This window comes from Cylindrospermopsis curvispora GIHE-G1 (assembly GCF_014489415.1).
Classification (GTDB): Bacteria; Cyanobacteriota; Cyanobacteriia; order Cyanobacteriales; family Nostocaceae; genus Raphidiopsis; species Raphidiopsis curvispora_A.
In genome coordinates this window covers 302,079-322,456 of sequence record NZ_CP060822.1, presented here as the reverse complement: position 1 = coordinate 322,456, position 20,378 = coordinate 302,079, and the positions used below count along the sequence as shown (strand labels likewise).

Sequence of the window (20,378 nt, the reverse complement as noted above, 5' to 3'; positions counted from 1 at the left end):
ATTCAGGTAGGACAGAATCATTCATGCGCGTAATTTTAATGACTGGTAAAGGTGGAGTAGGTAAAACTTCCGTCGCCGCTGCAACTGGATTGCGTTGTGCAGAACTAGGTTATAAAACATTAGTTTTAAGTACAGATCCAGCCCATTCCTTAGCAGACAGTTTTGATTTAGAGTTAGGTCACGATGCAAAACAAGTGCGTCCCAACTTATGGGGTGCAGAACTGGATGCTTTGCAAGAACTAGAGGGTAATTGGGGAGCAGTCAAACGTTATATTACCCAGGTGTTACAAGCTAGGGGTTTAGAAGGAATCCAAGCAGAAGAGCTAGCAATCTTACCGGGGATGGATGAAATTTTCGGTTTGGTGAGAATGAAACGTCACTACGATGAAGGAGTATTTGATGTTTTAATTATAGACTCTGCTCCTACTGGTACAGCTTTAAGACTATTAAGTTTACCAGAAGTAGGTGGTTGGTATATGAGGCGGTTTTATAAACCTTTTCAAAACATATCAGTAGCCCTGAGACCATTCGTAGAGCCGATTTTTAAACCCATAGCGGGATTTTCTTTACCAGACAAGGAGGTAATGGATGCACCATATGAGTTTTATGAGCAAATAGAAGCCTTAGAAAAAGTTTTAACTGATAACACTCAGACCTCAGTTAGACTAGTGACTAATCCAGAAAAAATGGTAATCAAAGAATCATTACGAGCACATGCTTACTTGAGTTTATATAATGTAGCTACAGATTTAGTCGTAGCCAATAGGATTATTCCAGAGGAGGTTGCGGATCCATTTTTCCTAAGATGGAAACAAAATCAAGAACAATATCGACGAGAAATTCATGACAACTTTCTCCCGTTACCGGTGAAGGAAGTCCCCTTATTTTCCGAGGAGATGTGTGGTCTAGCTGCATTAGAGAGATTGAAGGATACTTTGTATCCAGGTGAAGATCCCACCCAGGTTTATTATCGAGAGACGACCATTAGAGTGGTGCAAGAAAACAACCAGTACAGCTTGGAACTTTATTTACCGACTATTCCTAAAAGTCAGATTCAATTAAGTAAAAGTGGAGATGAATTAAATATTACTATTGGTAATCACCGACGTAATTTAGTTTTACCCCAAGCTTTAGCTGCTCTCCAACCTGCGGGAGCAAAAATGGAGGGTGACTACCTGAGAATTCGCTTTGCTGACAATGTGAGGGCTAAAAGCTGAAATAAAATTTCTGCCCAGATATTTACAAGTCTCCTGGAATGTCAATATACTAAAATGTAGTATATATTGTTGAGTTCAATATGGAGACTTCAGAAGTGACGGTAAGCATTGGCGAAGCGGCTAAGGAATTAGGCGTTTCCGTAAAAACTATAAGGAGGTGGTCTGATTCAGGAAAACTAAGGTTTGAGAGAAGTCCTAGCGGTCATAGACGTTACTACTTAGCGGATATTAAACGCATCACTCCCAGAGACTTAGACAAGCTAGAGACTCGCATTACAATCAATTATGCAAGAGTCTCTAGTGATGACCAAAAAGAAGATCTAAAACGTCAAGTTCAAATGTTAGAAGCTTTCAGCGCTTCTAACGGTTGGCAGTTTGAAACAATTCAAGACATTGGATCTGGTTTGAACTACAAGAAAAAAGGTCTAACTAAACTGCTTAAAAGAATTATGTCTGGAGAGATTGGCAGACTTGTTATCACTCACAAAGACAGACTTTTAAGATTTGGTTCAGAGTTAGTTTTCGCTATGTGTGAGGAGTTTGAAACTGAGGTGGTGATTGTTAACAAATCATCAGAAGAAATCAGTTTTGAACAAGAACTTGTACAGGACATGATAGAGTTGATTCAAGTGTTTTCCAGTCGTCTTTATGGCGCTAGAAGTCACAAAAACAAAAAGTTGATTGAGGGTATGGCTAAAGCAGTTGATGAGGTGAAATAATGCTACTCGAAGATTTTATACTGTAAATAGTAACAACAGATTTGACTAGTATTTAGATTCAAAAGTTGTCTTACTAGAATGTAAAATTGGCATAGCAAACAACCCCCAAGCCAAACCGGTAACCAAACCAAAGGGAGTAACAACATAATTATTAAACTCCCACAAACCAAAAACCTCAGCAGCTAACTCCCAAGGATAAGCTGTCATCAAAATCGTAGCCACGGATGCGCCCATCCAACCATACTGGTGCAACCAAAAAACTCCTTTCCCCCGGGTTAGACCATACAAAACACGTGTTATTAATAATCCCGTAACTGTTCCATAACACCGCATACAAACCGACATAATGTAAGGAGGCGCTAATTCCAAACCAGTTTCAGGTTGAGGACAAACATGATCACCTATGAAATAAATTATATTACTGATAATTTGTAGTACAAATACATTAGATGCGGCCAAGAAGGGAGCTAAGAATGGACCCAATACCATTCCTGCTAAGAGAAAGTCCGCAAAAAAGCTGACCCGACTAATTTTATTTTGTGTTATATTTTGTTGAAGGATAGAATGTGACATATATTGTTTAATATTGTTAGTGAACCATTTTAGGTGGTTCCTTTGTTACGATTCCGCTTTCCTATCACATCCTTAGGCACGTCAAATAAATTACAAGCCTGGTGCATAGTTAAAGAAAGAAGTCCTGGATCTGAAGTTGGTAAATTCTCCACGGGAATCTTGCTGAGGTCATAATCTAAAAGCTCAATTAAGCTTTGGGAAATTTCCTTAGCTAATAGGGGAGGTACAGAATTACCAATCTGTCTATGTCCATGCCAAATAGTCCTATGAAACTGAAACCAGTCCGGAAAGGAATGTAATCTTGCAGCTTCGCGGATGGAAATACAACGTGGATGAGAGTAATGTATGGGTCGAGGCGCAGTATGTGCACCTCGTTTACTATCTGTACCAGCTCTAAGTGTGTTAGAGGGTTTATAAGGATGTAATTTGAAGAGCCTAGTTGTTGGTTCTACTACTCCTTGGGGAACATTCTGAAATCTGATGATTGATTGTTCTGTGTGGGTAGAGGACAAGTGACCGTAAATTAATTTTTCGGTAAAGGTTCTTCTGTGACATAGGTCAAACACACCATTGGGATCAAAGGAAAAGTTAGATCGGGGTCCACAATAGTTCAATTTATGAGGACTGATCCCTTCATCTTTGCCAATAAAAACTGAAACACCCTCCAAATCGCTCAACACGTCTGATGCTCCTAGCCATGGTGGTAGAGAAGATAGGTCCCTACTTTTACCATCTACTGTGGGTTTTTCAAACAGAATCTCGGGATATACTGGTTTTAGCATGTCCTTGCGCCAACCGAGCAAAATTAAACGAGATCTGTTTTGAGCTACACCAAAATCCGCTGCATTCAAAATTAAGACCGGGACAATAGTATTATACCCTATCTGGATAAATTCCTGACAAAGATCCTCTATAAATCCCTTATGCTTGCCAGATACTATACCAGGAACATTTTCAAAAATAAAGTACCTTGGTTTGATATCTCTGACAACTCTTACATATTCAAACACTAATTTATTTCTGGGATCTTCTATTTGTCTGCGTCCCATTTGGGAAAATCCTTGACAGGGGGGTCCCCCAGCTAATAAATCAACTTCACTTATATCTTTATCATATAAAATATTCCATAACTCTTCGCTAGACACATTTGATATGTCTCGACAAATATTAGCACAATTGGGAAAATTATAGTTGTGAATGGCACTGTGAACGGGATCAATTTCAATAGATATCACCACCTCAAAACCAGCAGACTCCATTCCCAGAGAAAGTCCACCCGCTCCAGAAAATAAATCAATGGCAATTGGTCTTCTTTTTTGTCTTTCCTTATTTTGGTTCATTTTTATGAATTATGGCTTGTGCCAGAACGCTATATAAATAGTTGATGGCGTTCTGGCTACTAAACCATCAACTAAACCGCATCAGCTGGGGTGGTATTTTCCTCGTTGGGATTATGAGGATTATATTTAAGCAACACACCATGATCAGCGATGATAAAACCTTGATCAGGGTTGAAAAATACAACCTTATATAAATTAGCAGCAACTTCTTCTACTTCTCGGTCTTTTGCCCAAGTTTGACCGCCATCGGTGCTGCGTAATAAATTACCACTACCACCACCAATCCAGATTTCCTGGGGTGTGCGATAAGCTAAATCTAATAACCCCCAACTGGTAGACAACTCGGGATATGCAGCTTCTAACCACTCATCTGGTTTAGCTGGGTCACTAAATTGCACCTGACCACCCCTTGCTAACAACCACAATTGACCCTTATCAGCAAAACCCATATTTTCCAACCGTCGGGAACTATTGCGATTATGAGGTTCCCAAGCAGTCATACCCGGTTCCCAAACAGAATAAAAACTACCCTTAGCGGAAACAGCAATATATTTGCCGTCACTAGAACGCTCTAAATTGCGCACCACACCCACAGCGGTTTCTACCTGGGCCTTCCAGTTTAAACCGCCATCTGTGGTCCTATATATTGCCCCCACGTCAGTAGCCATTTCCGCCACATTTTCGCCCAAAGCTTTTACTAAAATAGGGTTGCCAGGTAGTTTCTGACTCAGAGGTAAGCTAGACCAAGATTTACCGCCATCAGTGGTATGTAGTAGTACAGAGGGTTCACCCACAATCCAACCTTCTTGACCAGCGAAACTAATAGAGTCAAAACGAGACTTTGGCTCTTCCACTGCCAATTCTAAACGCTGCCAAGTGTTTCCACCATCTTTAGTTTCTAATAGGGTGGCATTGCTACCTACTAAATAACCGTGATTGGGCTCATCCGTAAAAGCAATATCAAACAGTTTTTCCTCTGTTGGTACACTAATTATTTCCCAAGGGTTAAAACTGGTAGATGGAACCTTACTACAAGCAATACAGGTCAGCACCACTAGTAACACGGCAAATAATCCTTGCCACTTTTTTGTTATTGAACTCATCAGTATGTTTTAGTCTTTATCAAGAGTTGAATTTTTACAGGTTTTAGGCCCAAAGGGCTATCATTGTAAGCCATAGAGACTAATAAAAAACAAGAATCCCAAGGCTAAGGCACCAAAAATCAAGATGTTTTTTTGCGCTGGTGTTAGTTGATTAACACCAAACCCGTAACCTAAGTTCTCTTTGAAACCAGAAGCAGTGCCCGTAGGACCAATATTGGCAAAAGCCACTTTCTTAGCACTACATACTGGACAATTCCAATTTGTCGGTAAGTCGGCAAAAGCTGTGCCTGCTGGGATATTATATTTATCATCTCCCTTCTCTGGTTCATAAACATAACCGCAGGCGCGACACTCATAACGGTCTGGCGCCTGAGTCTCCAGAGCTTCTTGAGCTTGTTCACTCATGGTCGGATTCTCCTAGAGGGGAAATCTTAAAGATACGTTAAAAATTATGACATTATATTTGTAAAACTTTTCGATAATTGTCAAAACCTAATCCAATAGTTTAGTCTGTCTGTTTTCTAGATTTCAGACATGCCGAAAAGATATAATGTAAAAGAAGCTCACAGCCTTATTTTCCCCATAGTTTGGTAGATATCCATTGTGTTTGTCCTTAGCGGTTACGAATATCTTCTAGGCTTCCTAATCCTTTGTAGCCTAGTTCCAGCCCTGGCGCTGTCAGCATCTAAAATCCTGAGACCTAGTAGCTACAGTCCCGAACGACGCACTACTTATGAGTCCGGTATGGAACCTTTTGGTGGTGCCTGGATTCAATTTAACATTCGCTACTATATGTTTGCTCTGGTCTTTGTTGTATTTGACGTGGAGACAGTTTTTCTTTACCCCTGGGCGGTGGCTTTCCACCGTTTAGGATTATTGGCATTTATAGAAGCATTGATTTTTATTGCGATTCTTGTAGTCGCATTAGTTTACGCATGGCGTAAAGGAGCATTAGAATGGTCGTAGGTTCTAATTTAACCACCCAGGACAAAGAAAGAATTATTAATCCTATTGAGCGACCCACGGTTACTCAGGAACTGTCAGAAAATGTGATCTTAACCACGGTAGATGACCTCTATAACTGGGCCAGGCTTTCCAGTTTGTGGCCTTTGTTATTTGGCACGGCCTGTTGTTTCATCGAATTTGCTGCCCTAATTGGCTCTCGTTTTGACTTTGACCGTTTTGGGTTAATTCCCCGTTCTAGCCCCCGTCAAGCTGATTTATTGATTACTGCTGGCACAATTACCATGAAGATGGGTCCCCAATTGGTACGTCTTTATGAACAAATGCCTGAACCTAAGTATGTGATCGCTATGGGGGCTTGTACTATTACTGGTGGTATGTTTAGCGTGGACTCTCCTAGTGCAGTGCGGGGAGTGGATAAGTTGATTCCTGTAGATGTGTATTTACCCGGTTGTCCACCTCGTCCGGAAGCGATTATTGACGCGATTATTAAGTTGCGCAAGAAAATTGCTAATGATTCTATGCAGGAACGGAATCAAATCAAGCAAACCCATCGCTATTACAGTACTACTCACAGCATGAAACCAGTTCCAGAGATTTTAACTGGTAAGTATTTACAATCAGAAACTCGCTATAATCCACCTAAGGAATTAACCCAAGCAATTGGTATGCCCGTACCACCCGCACTGTTGACATCTAGGACAAAGGAGGAACAAAAGCGTGGCTGATGTGGAATCTCAAGCGGAATCTAAACTGGTTCCTGCAGGTCAGGTTTCTACCTGGTTAACGGAAAATGGCTTTGACCATGAGTCTTTAAATCCTGATGTCAACGGTGTAGAAATTATTAAGGTGGCATCGGATTTTTTACTACCCACCGCAACGGCTTTATATGCTTATGGGTTTAATTATCTCCAGTTTCAAGGAGGTATTGATTTAGGTCCTGGGCAGGATTTGGTTAGTGTTTACCATTTGATTAAGGTCAGTAGTGATGCTGATAAACCAGCCGAAGTAAGAATTAAGGTATTCTTACCCAGAGAGAATCCCGTTGTACCATCTGTGTACTGGATTTGGCGGACTGCTGACTGGCAAGAACGGGAATCCTATGACATGTTTGGTATTATTTATGAGGGTCATCCCAATTTGAAACGAATCCTCATGCCTGAAGATTGGGTGGGTTGGCCTTTACGTAAGGACTACATTTCACCGGATTTCTACGAGTTGCAAGATGCTTATTAAGTAGCATTTTTCATGCTCTTGTCCAGACCAATATCTATCTGCAAGATAATTGCAGATAGAATTAGAATTAACTCTTAAAATTAACCCTGTTGTCTCCTTTTACTGAATCTGTGATTACTACTCCCCTTTCTCCTAACCTGTCCCAAGCTAGTTCTGTCCCCGATAATCTGGGGCGTTTTGGTCGCTTTGGGGGCAAATACGTTCCAGAAACTTTAATGCCAGCTTTGTTTGAATTGGAAGCTGCTTATCAGCGTTACCGCCATGATCCGGATTTTCAGACAGAATTACAGATCTTATTAAAAGATTATGTGGGACGCTCCACACCTCTATACTTTGCCCAAAGACTTACGGCTCATTATGCTCGTCCCGATGGTACTGGAGCGCAAATTTACTTAAAGCGTGAGGATTTAAATCATACAGGTGCTCATAAAATTAATAATGCTCTTGGTCAGGTACTTTTAGCCAAACGCATGGGTAAACAGCGAATTATTGCTGAAACCGGAGCAGGACAGCACGGGGTAGCCACAGCAACGGTATGCGCCAGGTTTGGTTTAAAATGTGTTATTTATATGGGCGTTCATGACATGGAACGCCAATCTTTAAATGTGTTTAGAATGCGACTAATGGGGGCGGAGGTGAGAGGGGTAGCTGCGGGAACAGGTACTCTTAAAGATGCCACGTCTGAAGCCATTCGGGATTGGGTGACTAATGTGGAAACAACTCACTATATTCTAGGATCAGTTGCTGGTCCCCATCCTTACCCCATGATGGTGCGAGACTTTCATGCTGTGATTGGTCGGGAAACCCGGGAGCAAGCTATGGAAAAATGGGGCGGTTTACCAGATATTCTTTTGGCTTGTGTGGGAGGGGGTTCTAATGCTATGGGACTTTTCCATGAGTTTGTTAAAGAACCTTCTGTACGATTAATTGGTGTAGAAGCAGCTGGTGAAGGAGTGGATACTGGTAAACATGCTGCTACTTTGACCAAAGGACAAGTGGGTGTATTGCATGGTGCCATGAGTTATTTGCTACAAGACGGGGAGGGACAGGTTATTGAACCACACTCTATTAGTGCAGGACTTGATTATCCCGGTGTTGGACCAGAGCACAGTTACATGAAGGATACGGGTAGAGCCGAATATTATAGCGTAACAGATAAGGAAGCTTTAGAGGCTTTTCAAAGACTGTCCCAATTGGAGGGGATTATACCAGCTTTGGAAACATCCCATGCGATCGCCTATTTAGAAACTTTATGTCCCCAGTTAGTAGGTAGTCCACGAATTGTGATTAACTGTTCTGGTAGGGGTGATAAGGATGTACAGACAGCAGCTAAGTTTCTTATTCCAGGGTAACATCTGAAAATCTAAGAAGATAACTGTTCCAGACAGCAAAGCCATTTATTAAAAAGCTGACACTCATGTCGCAGAACGGGGAGACTAATCTCAAGAGCGCCAATTACGCCCATTATTGGCTTTTGATACTCAGCAATGAGGGTCAGTATTCGTTTGCTCGGTGCTGTCATCGGCCCATCATTTATCTCCTCTGGCGAAGCAAAACTATTCCTAATGGTTAATAACTCCGATGCGATCGCAGGTTTGTCTATACTCTTGGCAAACATTATCGGATGGCTAAATAGTAGCGCCTCAAACTCGTGCATTTGAACGTAGGGAATAAAACGTTTGCTAATAGAATGACCAAGCTGACTCTCAATCACCTGTGCTAGCTCCCGACACAGGATGTTTGATTTTTCTTCTGAGGTCATCCCCGCAGTGCTTGTAGTCTTCCCAGGAAATGAGGTGGGAAGACCATAGTAGTCAAACATAGTAGTACAGAAAGCCTCTGTGTCCCCTTTGATGCGGTTACGCACATCATTCAGTAGGCGTTCAATCTTGAAATTACCTCCCTTGTGACCTGGCTTACCAATGAGGGAGGGGTAGACTGCTATTCCCTTTTGGGAAAAATGGGGACGCAATACCTCTTTGATAAAATCTTCTTCTGTCTGTCCTTCACAATTGATTCCGCGCAAAATAAATTCTAGAATACAACTCAGGAGTCTCTCTGATTCCAAAGCTCAGAACTCGCTCCGCACCGCCCTGCTTTTGTACCCAAACTTGTAATCGCTGCTCTACCAGTTCACTGAGCATTGCGAAAAATGTGACAAAATTACTCTTTCCTGCGCCATTGGCACCGATAAGAATATTGAGCGATCGCAGGGGGAAGTCTTGAAGGTTTTTGATAGACTTGTATCCTTTTATAGAGAGACTACTTATAGGAAAAGTCTTAGCAGCCATGATGTCCACCTCCTAGAAAAGTTTTAGGTAATTTTTCGTGCCAGCGTGGGCTTGATTAAGATTGACCGTCATCAGTGGTGTGTAGTAATGTAATATTGAAGTATCTCCCACAATCCACTACCATTAATTTTGTGTCACGCTGGTCAAATTGAGTTATGACAAAAGAATCAGTCAACTTCCAGTTTTTACAACCGCAGGATTTACAGTTAGTACGTCTTGGTATTTTGGCTGAGGGCTATGTGTGGCATAAACCCAACACTTGTCTGGTTAAATTGCGCTACTTGGGCGAAACCTTAGCTCAATTAATTGCTGCTAGAACGGGAAATTTCCATTCCACTGTTGAAAACCAAGCAGATTTATTGCGCCAATTAGAGTTCAAACGAATCCTACCACAAAAGGTAGCCCTTCTATTCCATCAAGTTAGGGTTGTTAGTGATAGAGCAACCTATGAGTATACTAGTGATTTTAGTCAGGCTTTGACTATATTAAAGATAGCTAGGGAGTTAGCTATCTGGTTTCATCGCACATTTAGTGGAGACACCACCTTTACCCCCAATCCCTTTATATGTCCTTCTAGTCCAGTTGATAATAGGGCAGAGTTGGAAATATTGGAACATATAGAAATTGAATTTGAACAGGCATTACCCATATTTTCAGTTCATTTAGCACAACTACAGGCTATCTCTAGCACCTTATCACCAAGACAGACTGACAATATTATCTCCCTAGGTAATCAGGCAGTTTTAGAAATTGACCTGGAAGAGGATGCCCATACCTACCTTTGCCGAGGAATTGCCCGCAGCGACTTAGGAGACAATCGGGGGGCAATAAATGATTTTACTCAGTCTATAAGTCTTAATTCTAACCTTGCTCAGGCATACATGGAGCGGGGAATTGCCAGATATAATTTGGAGGATAAGCGAGGAGCAATCGAGGATTTTAACCAATCTCTTCATATTAACCCCAATCTTGCTTTAGCTTATTACGGTCGTGGGGTTAGTCACGGTGACATGGGATATCACCAAAAAGCAATAGATGATTTCAACCAAGCTATTCACCTTAATTCTGCTTTTTTTGATGCCTATACTAGACGGGGACTTGCCAGATATGATTTGGGGGATAAGCAGGGAGCAATAGATGATTTTAATCAGCTTATCAGGATTAACTCCCACTTTGCCGATGGGTATGCTGCCAGAGGATTTGTTTACTGTGACTTAGGAAACTACCAAGAAGCTATAAATGATTTCAACCAGGCAATTACAATTAATCCTAATTATGCCCAAGCATACCATAATCGAGGTGTTGCTCGCAGTCAATTAGGAGATAAGCAGGGAGCAATAGACGACTATACCCGCGCCCTGAATCTTAATCCTAAGTTTGCTAGTGCCTATTACAACCGGGGCATAATTCGTAGTGACCTGGGTTCTAAAAAGGCGGCGATGGATGATTACACCCAAGCTCTCAGAATTGATCCCAATTATGCTCAAGCGTATAATAATCGGGGAGCTATTCGTACTTACTTGGGAAATTATCAAGGAGCAATAGATGATTACATTCAAGCTCTCAGAGTTGATTATAACTATACTGAAGCCTATTATAATTGGGGAACTACCCGCATTAATTTAGAAGACAACCAGGGAGCAATAGATGATTATACCCAAGCCATTAATATTAATCCTAATTATGCTCAAGCCTACTACGGTCGGGGAATTGCTCGTTTTAACCTAGGAGATAAACAAGGAGCAATAGATGATTATACCCAGAGCTTGAGTCTTAATCCTAACTATGCTCAAGCCTACTACAACCGAGGAATTGCTCGCACTAGCTTAGGAGATAAACAAGGAGCGGTAGATGATTATACTCAAGCTATTAATATTAATCCTAATTATGCTCAAGCCCACTACGCTTGGGGAATGCTTCGCAGCGAACTGGGAGATAAACAAGGGGCGATAAATGATTATACTCAAGCACTCAATATTAACCCTGATGATACTGAAACCTACATTGCACGGGGACTGACCCGAAGTGAGTTGGGAGACAACCAGGGAGCAATAGATGATTATACCCAGGCCCTGAATCTTAATCCTGATTATGCTTACGTATATAACAATCGAGGAATTGTTCGTAGTCATATGGCAGACTATCAAACGGCAATAGATGATTATACGGAAGCCATTAATATTAGTCCTGATTATGCTGATGCCTACTATAATCGGGGGATTGCTTACTATGATTTAGCAAACTACCAGAGAGCAATAGATGATTACACTCAAGCTCTAGAAATTAAGTCTAATTGTGCTGATGCCTATATTGGCAGAGGAACTGCCCTTTATAAGTTAGGAGATAGCCAAGGAGCAATAAATGATTTCAATCATGGTCTGGATATTGACCCTAGTTATGCTGATGCTTACAACAATCGGGGAATTGTTCGCTATGAGCTGGGAGATTACCAGGGAGCAATAGAGGATTTCAATCATACTCTTAATATTAATCCCAATTATGCCCAAGCTTATAACAATAGGGGAATTGTTCGCTATGAGTTGAGGGATAATCGGGGAGCAATGGAGGATTTCAATCACGCTATTAATATTAACTCTAACTATGCCCAAGCCTATAACAATAGGGGAATTGTGCGTATTTGTTTGGGCGAGAGGCAATTGGCTATAGAAGATTTCAGTCAAGCTACTATAATTGCCTATAATTATACAGAATCGTATATTAATAGAGGATATGTACGCTATGAACTGGGGAATAGGCAAAAAGCCATAGAAGATTTTAATCAAGCTTTAAATATTAATCCCAATCACGCCCAAGCATACAACAATCGGGGAGTTGCCTACAGAGATTTAGGAGATAAGGAGTGGGCTAAAGATGATTTTAGTCAAGCTCTACAAATAAATACTCATTATGCAGAAGCATACAACAATCGAGCAATTGTTTGCTATGAATTAGGAGATAAACAAGAAGCAATAGAGAATTTAAATCAGGCTTTAAATATTAACTCCAATTGTGTTGAAGCGTATAACATGCGAGGGAACATTCGCTACGAATTGGGAGATAGACAGGGAGCAATAGAGGATTTTAACCGAGCTTTAAGTCTTGGTAGTTTAGACCTAACGGACAACCTCAAGTTTTGGGAGAAGGGAGGATTAACACTGACCATTACACCTCATAATTACCTTAACTTAAAAATCCTCAGCTTTGAAGTAGTTAGTAAGAAAAATTCCGGAGAGATAATCAAACGTGACGCTAGTGCCATATACTTTTTGGAGGATTTAGGTGATGATATCACCTTAGAAATGGTAGAAATTCCGGGAGGGACATTTACCATCAAGTCAGCTGAAAATCGGGGAACCTCGGAGGACATGGCTGAACATTTAGTCACAATACCCAGTTTTTTCATGGGAAAATACGAGATAACACAAGAACAATATGAAGCTGTTACCGGAAATAACCCTTCTTATTTCAAGGGTGACAAACGCCCAGTAGAACGGGTAAAGTGGAGTCAAGCAGTTGATTTTTGCGAGAAACTCAGTCAGATTACCGGGAAGATATACACCTTACCTAGTGAAGCACAGTGGGAATATGCTTGCAGAGGGGGAACCAGCACAGAATTTCATTTTGGTGACACCATCACCACAGATCTGGTCAACTATCATGGAGACCATGGGAATAGTTTAGCACCTCAAGGAAAATATCGCAAACAAACTACGGAGGTGGGAAGTTTTCCTCCTAACCCATTTGGATTATACGATATGCACGGGAACGTTTGGGAATGGTGTTTAGATCATTGGCATGATCACTACCAAGATATACCAAAGGATGGTAGTCCATGGGTTGAGAAGGGAATTTTTAGTGTTTTTCGCGGCCATGTGTTACGTGGTGGTTCTTGGTGTGATTCTGCCAACCACTGTCGTTGTGGTTCCCGTAATCGTCACCTCTCTGACAAGAACAACTTAGGTTTCCGAGTTATGTGCTCAAACTTAAATCGTTAAATAGCCCCATCTAAGTAAGGAGGCACAATTATTTGTAGGATGGGTTGAGGAACGAAACCCATCCTATGTTCATCTTATATTTAATTCCACCCACCCACTTACTTTTGGGAAAATTGCATAAGAATTAAAATTCCCATTCCTAACCCACACAGATTAGGTAACCATGCACCGACAAAGGGAGATAAAATTTCCGCTTGTGCTAAAGCTCCACAAACAGACAGTAATAAATAATAAATAAAAATGACTATAATGCTGACACCAAAACTTCTTCCCCTACCAGTGCGTTGGGGGATGGTTCCCATAGCTGAACCAACTAAACCGAAAATTATACAAATAAAGGGGAAGGCTATTTTTTGTTGAATTCTTACCTCCAATTTTTTAATTCTTTGGGGATTACCTGCTAACTTTTCTATTTCCAGTTGTTGTAATGATTGGGCAATGTTCATTTCTTCATAGTCTCGACTATTTTTAGCCACAATTAAGGGTGTGTTGGGCAATTGTAATTGCTGATGTTCAAAACGCAAAATATTTCGATAGGAACGATCAGGAGCAACTAAATAAATGGTGCCATTATAAAAGTCCCAAACTTGTTTATATGCATTCCATTGGGCAGATTCAGATACAACAATTTGATTTACTCCCGCTTGAGAGCGATCAATAATTGTCAATCCCTTCATTTTTTTACCATCAAATTCATCAGCATAAAATAAGCGAGCCAATAGTCTACTAGTACCACCATCTTTTGTTTTTTCTTCTCTATATTCTGGATAATAAATATTCTGTTGTTTAAATGATGGTTGATCTGATTTTAATGCCCTTTCTAGGGTAGTAGTAGCTTCATAATTGGCTGCAGGGGAAATATATTCATTAAATATATAGGTCATTCCAGTAACTAAACCACTTAGCAAAACTGCTGTTAGTACCATTCGATAAACGCTTACACCACATCCTCTTAAAGCTATCAGTTCACTGTCACTGGATAACTTACTATAAGTCATTAAAGTTGCTAGTAAAGTGGACATGGGAAAGGAATAAACCATGACGTAGGGCAATTTCAGCACAAACACTTTTAATGCAATGTTAATTGGTAGTCCGGATTCTACTACTTTGCGCAACAACTCAAATAAACTGTCAATGGCTAAGACTACAGAGGTAAAAGCACCAACACCAAATAGAAAGATGGGTAGTAACTGCATCGCTAAGTAGCGATCCATAATAGAAAATGGCACCAGGGAATTAATCGTATAGAATGGTTTGGTTTGCATATGATGGTTCGTTCCTCAACCTAACCTACAAAATTGGGCGATCTTCGCAATCGCACTAAGGGGAAATATGATTACCAAGAAGGGATGTTAATTCTATATAATTAATATAACCAGTTGAACTAGTTTAATTGTTTCTAAAGGAGAAAGTGATTTCCTAAATAGTATTGACGAACAAGAGGATTATTGTATAGTTCATCAGCAATGCCAAAGGCTAAGATTTGTCCTTCCCGCATGATATAAGCTCTGTCAGTAATGGCCAAGGTTTCTCTAACATTGTGATCAGTGATTAAAATACCCATACCACGCTCTCTTAATCGGGCAACAATTTGCTGAATTTCGGCCACCGCGATGGGGTCAACCCCAGCAAAGGGTTCGTCCAAAAACAGAAATTTCGGACCCTCCCTACCTGCTGCTAAAGCTCTAGCTAACTCTGTGCGTCGTCGTTCACCTCCAGAAAGTTGAATACCCTTACTATTAACAACTTTTTGCAGGCGAAATTCTGTTAATAGTTCTCGTAGTCTACTAGACCATTCTCGTCTTGGCACATTAGTTTGCTCCAGGACTAAAAGTATATTTTCTTTTACAGATAGTTGACGAAAAATGCTCGCTTCCTGTGCGAGATAGCCAAGACCCAATCTAGCCCTCTTGTGCATAGCCATGGAAGTAATATCTAGTTCATCTAACCATACCTTGCCCTGATCTGGTTTTTCTAAACCTGTAGCAATGTAAAACGTCGTTGTTTTGCCAGCACCATTGGGTCCTAACAAACCAACTATTTCACCTTGAGATACAGAAAGACTAACACGATTGACAATTACTCTTTTACTGTAAGACTTGTGAATATTTTCCAGAAAGATTTTCACTATCGCTGCTCTTGCAATGATTAATAGTAACTAGAGGGGAGACCGAGTTTTAGAACCTTGCTTAGGAATTGGTCTGCTAGTTGGTTGACTCAAATCATCATCCTCTATCATATAAATTGATTCCACCTGACGGTTAGATTGGGGTAGGGCGATAAATCGTCCCTCATCAATGAGATAAGTAACCTTTTCAGCTCTGATGCTATTATTACCTTGCTGCAAAATATATACATTACCGCTAAAGTCTATCCGACGTTCCTTGCTAAAATATTGGGCTTGTGCAGCAGTTGCTTGAATTCGACGAGCAGGATAAAGCATCTGCACATTACCACGGGCAGTAATCACTTGACTTTTAGCATCATATTCTTGAATGTCAGCACGGATGGTCAATGGGCGATTTCCCCCGGAAGATTGGGCCGTGGATAGCTTACCAGTTAGGGTAACCATAATGATAGTTACAGGGAGCATTATAGCCAATCCCAGACGGTGCATTTGTGATTTGAGCATAGGTCTTTCAGTCTAAATCTTGCCAACGAAACATTCGACGTTTTCCCCTAATTAAAGTTTCTCGACTATGGAGTTTTGCTAACTTTGGAATCAGTATCCAGGGGATTTGACCTGACAATCTTAGGCAAAGTCATCGTTGAAACTTCTTCTGGTTTTCCCTGCTGAATGGCTCTTAAAAAGTTCACACTATCAATTAAAAGTTGCCGCAAATTAATCCCATAATCGTTATCATCAGGAAACCGACGTAAACGATTCGTACCCTCACCCAAAAGGATCATTGCTCCTCGCAAGTTGCCATTTTCCAGATGATACAAGGCCACGGCAATTTGCAAAATTCCCTGATACAAGGTTTTTTCTGGTTCTGTTGCTTCTATCCACAGTGCTTCCAGGGTATCATGACAAGCGTAGAACTGTCCAGCATTGAACTGTTCTACACCTAACCAAAATTCTTCTGGTTGATTTCCATTCATCGGAAATTATCCCATACTGTCTCGTACTTCTTTAATGGTTGCCATGGAAATTTCTTGTAAGTTTTTCCCGGCAAATTCGTTGTCAGGAGTCAAGAAAAGCATACAGTGGCATTCTTTGCGCTCCCGCATTGGTACACAAGGACAATTCCAATAGGCAGCGCTAACTTCCGCTTGTTTGTCTTCATAATGACGACAAGGACACAATGGTGCACCTAAATCATCTTTGTGCTTGGCTAAACCTTCAATGACCACTGCTGTCACGGATGGTTCTGAACAAAAGTACGTTCCAGTCCGTTTGGCGTACTGTTCTGAAAAGTGCCGCATTGCTTCTAAGCTTTTATCACTGGATTTTGTGTTAACTTCTGGGTTGGTCATCGGATCAGCTTTGATAATTTAAATATTTTTTTGTATTGTACAATAGCTGGGGATAAGTTTTTGGTTTGTCCGGTGAGCTATACTAAGAATGATTTCTTGGAACATAAACCGCTAAGTTCCCCCTACCCAAAAACACACAAGCAAAAACATGGAAACTCAAGAAATTAAACAACTGCCCAGGCCCAGAAAGATATCAAGCCAACCAACCCCTTCACAACACATTAAAGTATTGGATTGTAATCAACCGGTTAGTAGGGTTATATTTGAATGCTGGCATTGTAGACAAGGGATTTTGAGTGAGGTGGATATCACATCCTCACAGTTCTTAGAAGTCCCCTGTCCCAATTGTGGTAAGACTGGAATTAGACTGATGGCCAGTAAAATCTTATCCACCACAGCTATTCCCTCACCCTGGGGATAATCCTTATCCAGCTTCTCCCGCACCTTCTCTAACTATCTTGCAACCCCTCGACTTCACTACCCTCACCGCAATCTGTAGCCACCTCCGAACTAACTGGCTACCAGCTCGTACAGAACAGGTCTACCAGCGCGATCGCTACACCATATCTCTAGCCCTGCGGACCATGAAAAAGCGGGACTGGCTAGACATATCATGGCATCCGCAAGCTACGCGTATTTGCATCGGCGAACCACCGCCACGTGTTATAGATACTTTTACCTTTAGTCACCAGCTTATACATCAGTTAGGGGGGTTAGCATTAGTAGGTATGGAATTTATCGCCCCTTGGGAAAGGGTAATAGACCTAAAATTTGCCCGTCGTCCAGGAGAAGCTCCCCTTTATCATCTGTATGTGGAAATTATGGGTAAGTACAGTAATGTCATTCTTACAGATGCTAAAAATGAAATCATTACTGCTGCTCATCAGGTGAGTCAACAAAAATCTAGTGTTCGTCCTATTCAAACCGGTCAACCCTACGAAATTCCGCCCAAACTTACGGGGAATATACCAAATTTAAAGGAAACTGAAGCCAGATGGCAAGAAAGGGTAAGTTTAGTCCCAGGGAGTATTAAAAAGCAAATATTGAAGAGTTATAGTGGGGTTAGTGCTGCATTATTGGATTCTCTGTTATTAGTAGCCCACATATCTCCTGAAACCAGCACTACCAGTTTAACTAATCAAGACTGGTCCACACTATTTGCTAGATGGCAAGAGTGGTTACGGAGACTAGAGGAGGGTGATTTTAAACCGGCGTGGACAAAACAAGGTTATACTGTTGTGGGATGGGGTGAAATCCAATCAGTTGACAACATTCAAGAATTAATTAATCAGTATTATACGCAGCAACTTAATCGACAAGGGTTTTATCAGCTGCGCCATCAATTGACCCAGAAACTGCAAAATATTCTTGGTAAGTTAAATAATAAAGCCAAAGCGTTTAGGGATAGGTTAGAACAGTCAGAGGATGCGGATAAGTACAAACGGCAAGCGGATTTGTTAATGGCGCACTTGCATCAATGGCAACCAGGTATGACAGAAATTATCCTTCCGGACTTTGAGACAGATCAACCCCAGAGAATTGTCCTGGAAGCGGACAAAAATGCTGTGCAAAATGCCCAACGGTTTTATAAACAACATCAGAAATTGAAACGCGCCCGAAATGCAGTATATCCTTTACTATTAGAAGTAAATAGAGAGATAGAGTATCTAGAGCAAGTAGAAGCTACTACTAATCAAATAGATAATTATCAAACAAAAGAAGATTTAGAAGCAATAGAAGAAATTAGAGACGAACTAATAGAACAAAAGTACTTAGAGGAATTAGAATATCGTCGTCCCAGTCAGAGTGAAACAGTCAGCCATAATTTTCACCATTATCGCACCCCCAGTGGGTTAGAAATTTTAATTGGTCGTAATAATCATCAGAATGATTATTTAACATTTAGAGTAGCAGGGGATTATGACCTGTGGTTTCACGCGCAGGAAATACCCGGAAGTCATGTTTTATTGAGATTGCCACCTGGCACAGTTCCTGAAGAAGCGGATTTAAAATATACAGCCAACATAGCAGCCTATTTTAGTCGCGCTCGTCATAGCGAACAGGTTCCCGTAGTGTATACTCGACCCAATAGAGTATATAAACCCAAAGGTGCCAAGCCAGGACTAGTAATTTACAAGCAAGAGAAAATTATATGGGGTAACCCAGGGAAAATTAGTCAGGTAATTAATCACTTGCAGCAGGGAGTATAGAAGTATGTCTATTAGTAGGTTTTTAGACCTAATTAAACTGGGAGAAAATTCCCGGGTAGAGTTTAAATCTGGTGGCTTTCGCAATGAAAGTTTAGCCAAAGAAATTGTGGCATTTGCTAATATGAGAGGGGGGACAATATTCGTGGGGGTGGAAGATAACGGCGAAATTTCAGGAGTAGAAAATTACCAGGAATTGATGGAGAGAATCATTCAAATTTGCCGCAATAACATTCAACCACCATTAATTCCCGAACTGATATCAATTCCTCATCAGGATAAATATATTGTGGTTATAGAAATTGAAAAGGGTATCTGCAAACCTTATAAGGTAAAATCCCTAAATCGCTATTATATTAGAGCGGGTACGGTGGCCATTGAGCCAACTCAAGAAGAATTGGTCAGATTATTACAAGATGGTGGACAATTTCACTTTGAGATTTCCTCCTTACCCGGAACGGGAATAATAGATCTAGAACCATTAAGACTGGGTTACTATTGTCAAAAAATGAGAGATTTATCAGCAGAAGAGAACAACCCACGTACCTGGTATAACCTACAAATAATCGATGAACAAGAAAGATTGACCATTGGGGGAAGTCTTTTTTTTTCCAGACAAGTAGCCAGAATATTACCACAAGCAGGAATTGAATTAAATGCCTTTAGTGGTAATGATATTACCTCTCCTATAATTGATAGTTTAACCTTAACCGAAACCATCCCTGAAGCTATAGAAGTTAGTGAATCCTTTGTCAGAAGAAATTCTCGTCATCTTCCTATTTTTAACCCAGAAGAAACCCGTCGTCATGACCTACCTGATTATCAACCATTTGTCATTAGAGAATTACTAGTTAATGCTTTTGCCCACCGAGACTGGTCTATTTTCGGTCAACGTATTCGTCTGTCTTTATTTGGCGATCGCCTGGAAATATTTTCCCCTGGTAGTTTACCTAACACCCTGAGCTTAGAGAGAGCTTTAGCTGGAATTTCCTATTATCGCAATCCTCTGATTGCCCAAATGCTCAAAGATTATGGTCTAATGGATAGATTGGGGAGAGGACTATTTAAAATCATCAAATTTTATCGTTCTCAAAACCTTCTCCTCCCTACCTTTGAAAGTACCAACACATTTTTTAAAACAACTATCTATAAAACATAGCATGTAAATACTACATGAAGCTATTATGCGAGTAATGAGGACTGATCAATTTCTTGCCGTTTTCCAAAATCTGTACCGACTGCTACAATTCTTCTGTT

General features: G+C 40.7%; 21 protein-coding genes. 10 read left to right on the top strand and 11 right to left on the bottom strand.

All coding sequences use genetic code 11. From position 1 onward, the window contains the following. Positions 1 to 23 precede the first annotated feature (23 nt). On the top strand, positions 24 to 1,217 hold the full coding sequence (locus tag IAR63_RS01565; protein ID WP_187706337.1) for a TRC40/GET3/ArsA family transport-energizing ATPase: 1,194 nt from the start codon (positions 24 to 26) through the stop codon (positions 1,215 to 1,217). Between the two features lie 80 nt (positions 1,218 to 1,297). Continuing rightward, entirely contained in the window at positions 1,298 to 1,936 is a 639-nt protein-coding gene (locus tag IAR63_RS01560; RefSeq protein ID WP_187706336.1) for an IS607 family transposase, read from the top strand. 45 nt (positions 1,937 to 1,981) lie between these two features. Here the strand turns inward: IAR63_RS01560 and IAR63_RS01555 are convergent, their stop codons facing one another. The 4 genes from IAR63_RS01555 to IAR63_RS01540 form a co-directional block, all read right to left on the bottom strand. Further along, entirely contained in the window at positions 1,982 to 2,509 is a 528-nt protein-coding gene (locus IAR63_RS01555; RefSeq protein ID WP_187706335.1) for a DUF2085 domain-containing protein, read from the bottom strand. A 29-nt stretch (positions 2,510 to 2,538) separates the two neighbouring features. Continuing rightward, positions 2,539 to 3,849 (bottom strand): DNA cytosine methyltransferase, encoded by a 1,311-nt coding sequence (locus IAR63_RS01550; protein WP_187706334.1) that lies wholly within the window; start codon positions 3,847 to 3,849, stop codon positions 2,539 to 2,541. 71 nt (positions 3,850 to 3,920) lie between these two features. Continuing rightward, complete coding sequence (locus tag IAR63_RS01545) at positions 3,921 to 4,952, bottom strand: photosynthesis system II assembly factor Ycf48 (protein WP_187706333.1); 1,032 nt, start codon at positions 4,950 to 4,952, stop codon at positions 3,921 to 3,923. 60 nt (positions 4,953 to 5,012) lie between these two features. Beyond that, entirely contained in the window at positions 5,013 to 5,357 is a 345-nt protein-coding gene (locus tag IAR63_RS01540; RefSeq protein ID WP_096545339.1) for a rubredoxin, read from the bottom strand. Positions 5,358 to 5,555: 198 nt separating this feature from the next. Between IAR63_RS01540 and ndhC the strand changes: the two genes are divergently transcribed. From ndhC to trpB, 4 genes are all read left to right on the top strand, one after another. Further along, positions 5,556 to 5,918 (top strand): photosynthetic/respiratory NAD(P)H-quinone oxidoreductase subunit C, encoded by a 363-nt coding sequence (gene ndhC / locus IAR63_RS01535; protein ID WP_006278615.1) that lies wholly within the window; start codon positions 5,556 to 5,558, stop codon positions 5,916 to 5,918. Beyond that, entirely contained in the window at positions 5,909 to 6,643 is a 735-nt protein-coding gene (gene ndhK, locus IAR63_RS01530; RefSeq protein ID WP_096545337.1) for a photosynthetic/respiratory NAD(P)H-quinone oxidoreductase subunit K, read from the top strand. Before ndhC ends, ndhK begins: the two co-directional genes overlap by 10 nt. Then, the gene (locus IAR63_RS01525; RefSeq protein WP_187706332.1) at positions 6,636 to 7,151 is read left to right on the top strand and encodes an NAD(P)H-quinone oxidoreductase subunit J; all 516 of its coding nucleotides are present in this window, start codon (positions 6,636 to 6,638) and stop codon (positions 7,149 to 7,151) included. Before ndhK ends, IAR63_RS01525 begins: the two co-directional genes overlap by 8 nt. A gap of 110 nt (positions 7,152 to 7,261) precedes the next feature. Continuing rightward, entirely contained in the window at positions 7,262 to 8,503 is a 1,242-nt protein-coding gene (gene trpB / locus IAR63_RS01520; RefSeq protein ID WP_187706331.1) for a tryptophan synthase subunit beta, read from the top strand. Between the two features lie 11 nt (positions 8,504 to 8,514). Here the strand turns inward: trpB and IAR63_RS01515 are convergent, their stop codons facing one another. Both IAR63_RS01515 and IAR63_RS01510 read right to left on the bottom strand, forming a co-directional pair. Beyond that, positions 8,515 to 9,177, bottom strand: coding sequence for a DUF4276 family protein (locus tag IAR63_RS01515; RefSeq protein WP_235678322.1), 663 nt, complete (start codon positions 9,175 to 9,177; stop codon positions 8,515 to 8,517). Next, entirely contained in the window at positions 9,158 to 9,442 is a 285-nt protein-coding gene (locus tag IAR63_RS01510; RefSeq protein ID WP_235678321.1) for an AAA family ATPase, read from the bottom strand. Before IAR63_RS01510 ends, IAR63_RS01515 begins: the two co-directional genes overlap by 20 nt. Positions 9,443 to 9,597: 155 nt before the next feature. Between IAR63_RS01510 and IAR63_RS01505 the strand changes: the two genes are divergently transcribed. Then, the gene (locus tag IAR63_RS01505) at positions 9,598 to 13,437 is read left to right on the top strand and encodes a tetratricopeptide repeat protein (RefSeq protein WP_187706330.1); all 3,840 of its coding nucleotides are present in this window, start codon (positions 9,598 to 9,600) and stop codon (positions 13,435 to 13,437) included. 98 nt (positions 13,438 to 13,535) lie between these two features. Here IAR63_RS01505 and IAR63_RS01500 read toward each other — a convergent pair whose 3' ends face one another. The 5 genes from IAR63_RS01500 to IAR63_RS01480 form a co-directional block, all read right to left on the bottom strand. Next, complete coding sequence (locus IAR63_RS01500; RefSeq protein ID WP_187707306.1) at positions 13,536 to 14,651, bottom strand: LptF/LptG family permease; 1,116 nt, start codon at positions 14,649 to 14,651, stop codon at positions 13,536 to 13,538. Positions 14,652 to 14,836: 185 nt separating this feature from the next. Beyond that, a complete protein-coding gene (gene lptB, locus IAR63_RS01495; RefSeq protein ID WP_006278624.1) occupies positions 14,837 to 15,565 on the bottom strand; it encodes an LPS export ABC transporter ATP-binding protein in 729 nt (242 codons plus the stop codon). Between the two features lie 30 nt (positions 15,566 to 15,595). Continuing rightward, positions 15,596 to 16,069, bottom strand: a complete 474-nt coding sequence (locus tag IAR63_RS01490) for an LptA/OstA family protein (protein ID WP_187706329.1) — start codon at positions 16,067 to 16,069, stop codon at positions 15,596 to 15,598. 65 nt (positions 16,070 to 16,134) lie between these two features. Next, positions 16,135 to 16,539, bottom strand: a complete 405-nt coding sequence (locus IAR63_RS01485; protein ID WP_187706328.1) for a DUF309 domain-containing protein — start codon at positions 16,537 to 16,539, stop codon at positions 16,135 to 16,137. Between the two features lie 6 nt (positions 16,540 to 16,545). Continuing rightward, entirely contained in the window at positions 16,546 to 16,914 is a 369-nt protein-coding gene (locus IAR63_RS01480) for a ferredoxin thioredoxin reductase catalytic beta subunit (protein WP_187706327.1), read from the bottom strand. Positions 16,915 to 17,062: 148 nt separating this feature from the next. On the opposite strand from IAR63_RS01480, the gene IAR63_RS01475 reads away from it, so the two are divergent. Genes IAR63_RS01475 through IAR63_RS01465 form a run of 3 tightly spaced genes read left to right on the top strand, consistent with a single transcriptional unit; the run spans position 17,063 to position 20,280 of the window. Further along, positions 17,063 to 17,335 carry a hypothetical protein gene (locus IAR63_RS01475; protein ID WP_187706326.1) on the top strand — a complete coding sequence of 91 codons (273 nt, stop codon included), beginning with the start codon at positions 17,063 to 17,065 and terminating at the stop codon, positions 17,333 to 17,335. Positions 17,336 to 17,372: 37 nt separating this feature from the next. Beyond that, a complete protein-coding gene (locus IAR63_RS01470; protein ID WP_187706325.1) occupies positions 17,373 to 19,124 on the top strand; it encodes an Rqc2 family fibronectin-binding protein in 1,752 nt (583 codons plus the stop codon). Between the two features lie 4 nt (positions 19,125 to 19,128). Next, positions 19,129 to 20,280, top strand: a complete 1,152-nt coding sequence (locus IAR63_RS01465; protein WP_187706324.1) for an RNA-binding domain-containing protein — start codon at positions 19,129 to 19,131, stop codon at positions 20,278 to 20,280. Positions 20,281 to 20,378 lie beyond the last annotated feature (98 nt).

Excerpts from the sequence above, each read along its gene's own strand:
- IAR63_RS01560 (WP_187706336.1), top strand. The coding sequence starts at position 1,298 with ATGGAGACTTCAGAAGTGACGGTAAGCATTGGCGAAGCGGCTAAGGAA.
- IAR63_RS01475 (WP_187706326.1), top strand. The coding sequence starts at position 17,063 with ATGGAAACTCAAGAAATTAAACAACTGCCCAGGCCCAGAAAGATATCA.
- IAR63_RS01550 (WP_187706334.1), bottom strand. The coding sequence starts at position 3,849 with ATGAACCAAAATAAGGAAAGACAAAAAAGAAGACCAATTGCCATTGAT.
- IAR63_RS01485 (WP_187706328.1), bottom strand. The coding sequence starts at position 16,539 with ATGAATGGAAATCAACCAGAAGAATTTTGGTTAGGTGTAGAACAGTTC.
- IAR63_RS01505 (WP_187706330.1), top strand. The coding sequence starts at position 9,598 with ATGACAAAAGAATCAGTCAACTTCCAGTTTTTACAACCGCAGGATTTA.
- IAR63_RS01545 (WP_187706333.1), bottom strand. The coding sequence starts at position 4,952 with ATGAGTTCAATAACAAAAAAGTGGCAAGGATTATTTGCCGTGTTACTA.
- IAR63_RS01555 (WP_187706335.1), bottom strand. The coding sequence starts at position 2,509 with ATGTCACATTCTATCCTTCAACAAAATATAACACAAAATAAAATTAGT.
- ndhK (WP_096545337.1), top strand. The coding sequence starts at position 5,909 with ATGGTCGTAGGTTCTAATTTAACCACCCAGGACAAAGAAAGAATTATT.
- IAR63_RS01490 (WP_187706329.1), bottom strand. The coding sequence starts at position 16,069 with ATGCTCAAATCACAAATGCACCGTCTGGGATTGGCTATAATGCTCCCT.
- IAR63_RS01465 (WP_187706324.1), top strand. The coding sequence starts at position 19,129 with ATGTCTATTAGTAGGTTTTTAGACCTAATTAAACTGGGAGAAAATTCC.
- IAR63_RS01540 (WP_096545339.1), bottom strand. The coding sequence starts at position 5,357 with ATGAGTGAACAAGCTCAAGAAGCTCTGGAGACTCAGGCGCCAGACCGT.
- IAR63_RS01500 (WP_187707306.1), bottom strand. The coding sequence starts at position 14,651 with ATGGATCGCTACTTAGCGATGCAGTTACTACCCATCTTTCTATTTGGT.
- IAR63_RS01480 (WP_187706327.1), bottom strand. The coding sequence starts at position 16,914 with ATGACCAACCCAGAAGTTAACACAAAATCCAGTGATAAAAGCTTAGAA.
- IAR63_RS01565 (WP_187706337.1), top strand. The coding sequence starts at position 24 with ATGCGCGTAATTTTAATGACTGGTAAAGGTGGAGTAGGTAAAACTTCC.
- IAR63_RS01510 (WP_235678321.1), bottom strand. The coding sequence starts at position 9,442 with ATGGCTGCTAAGACTTTTCCTATAAGTAGTCTCTCTATAAAAGGATAC.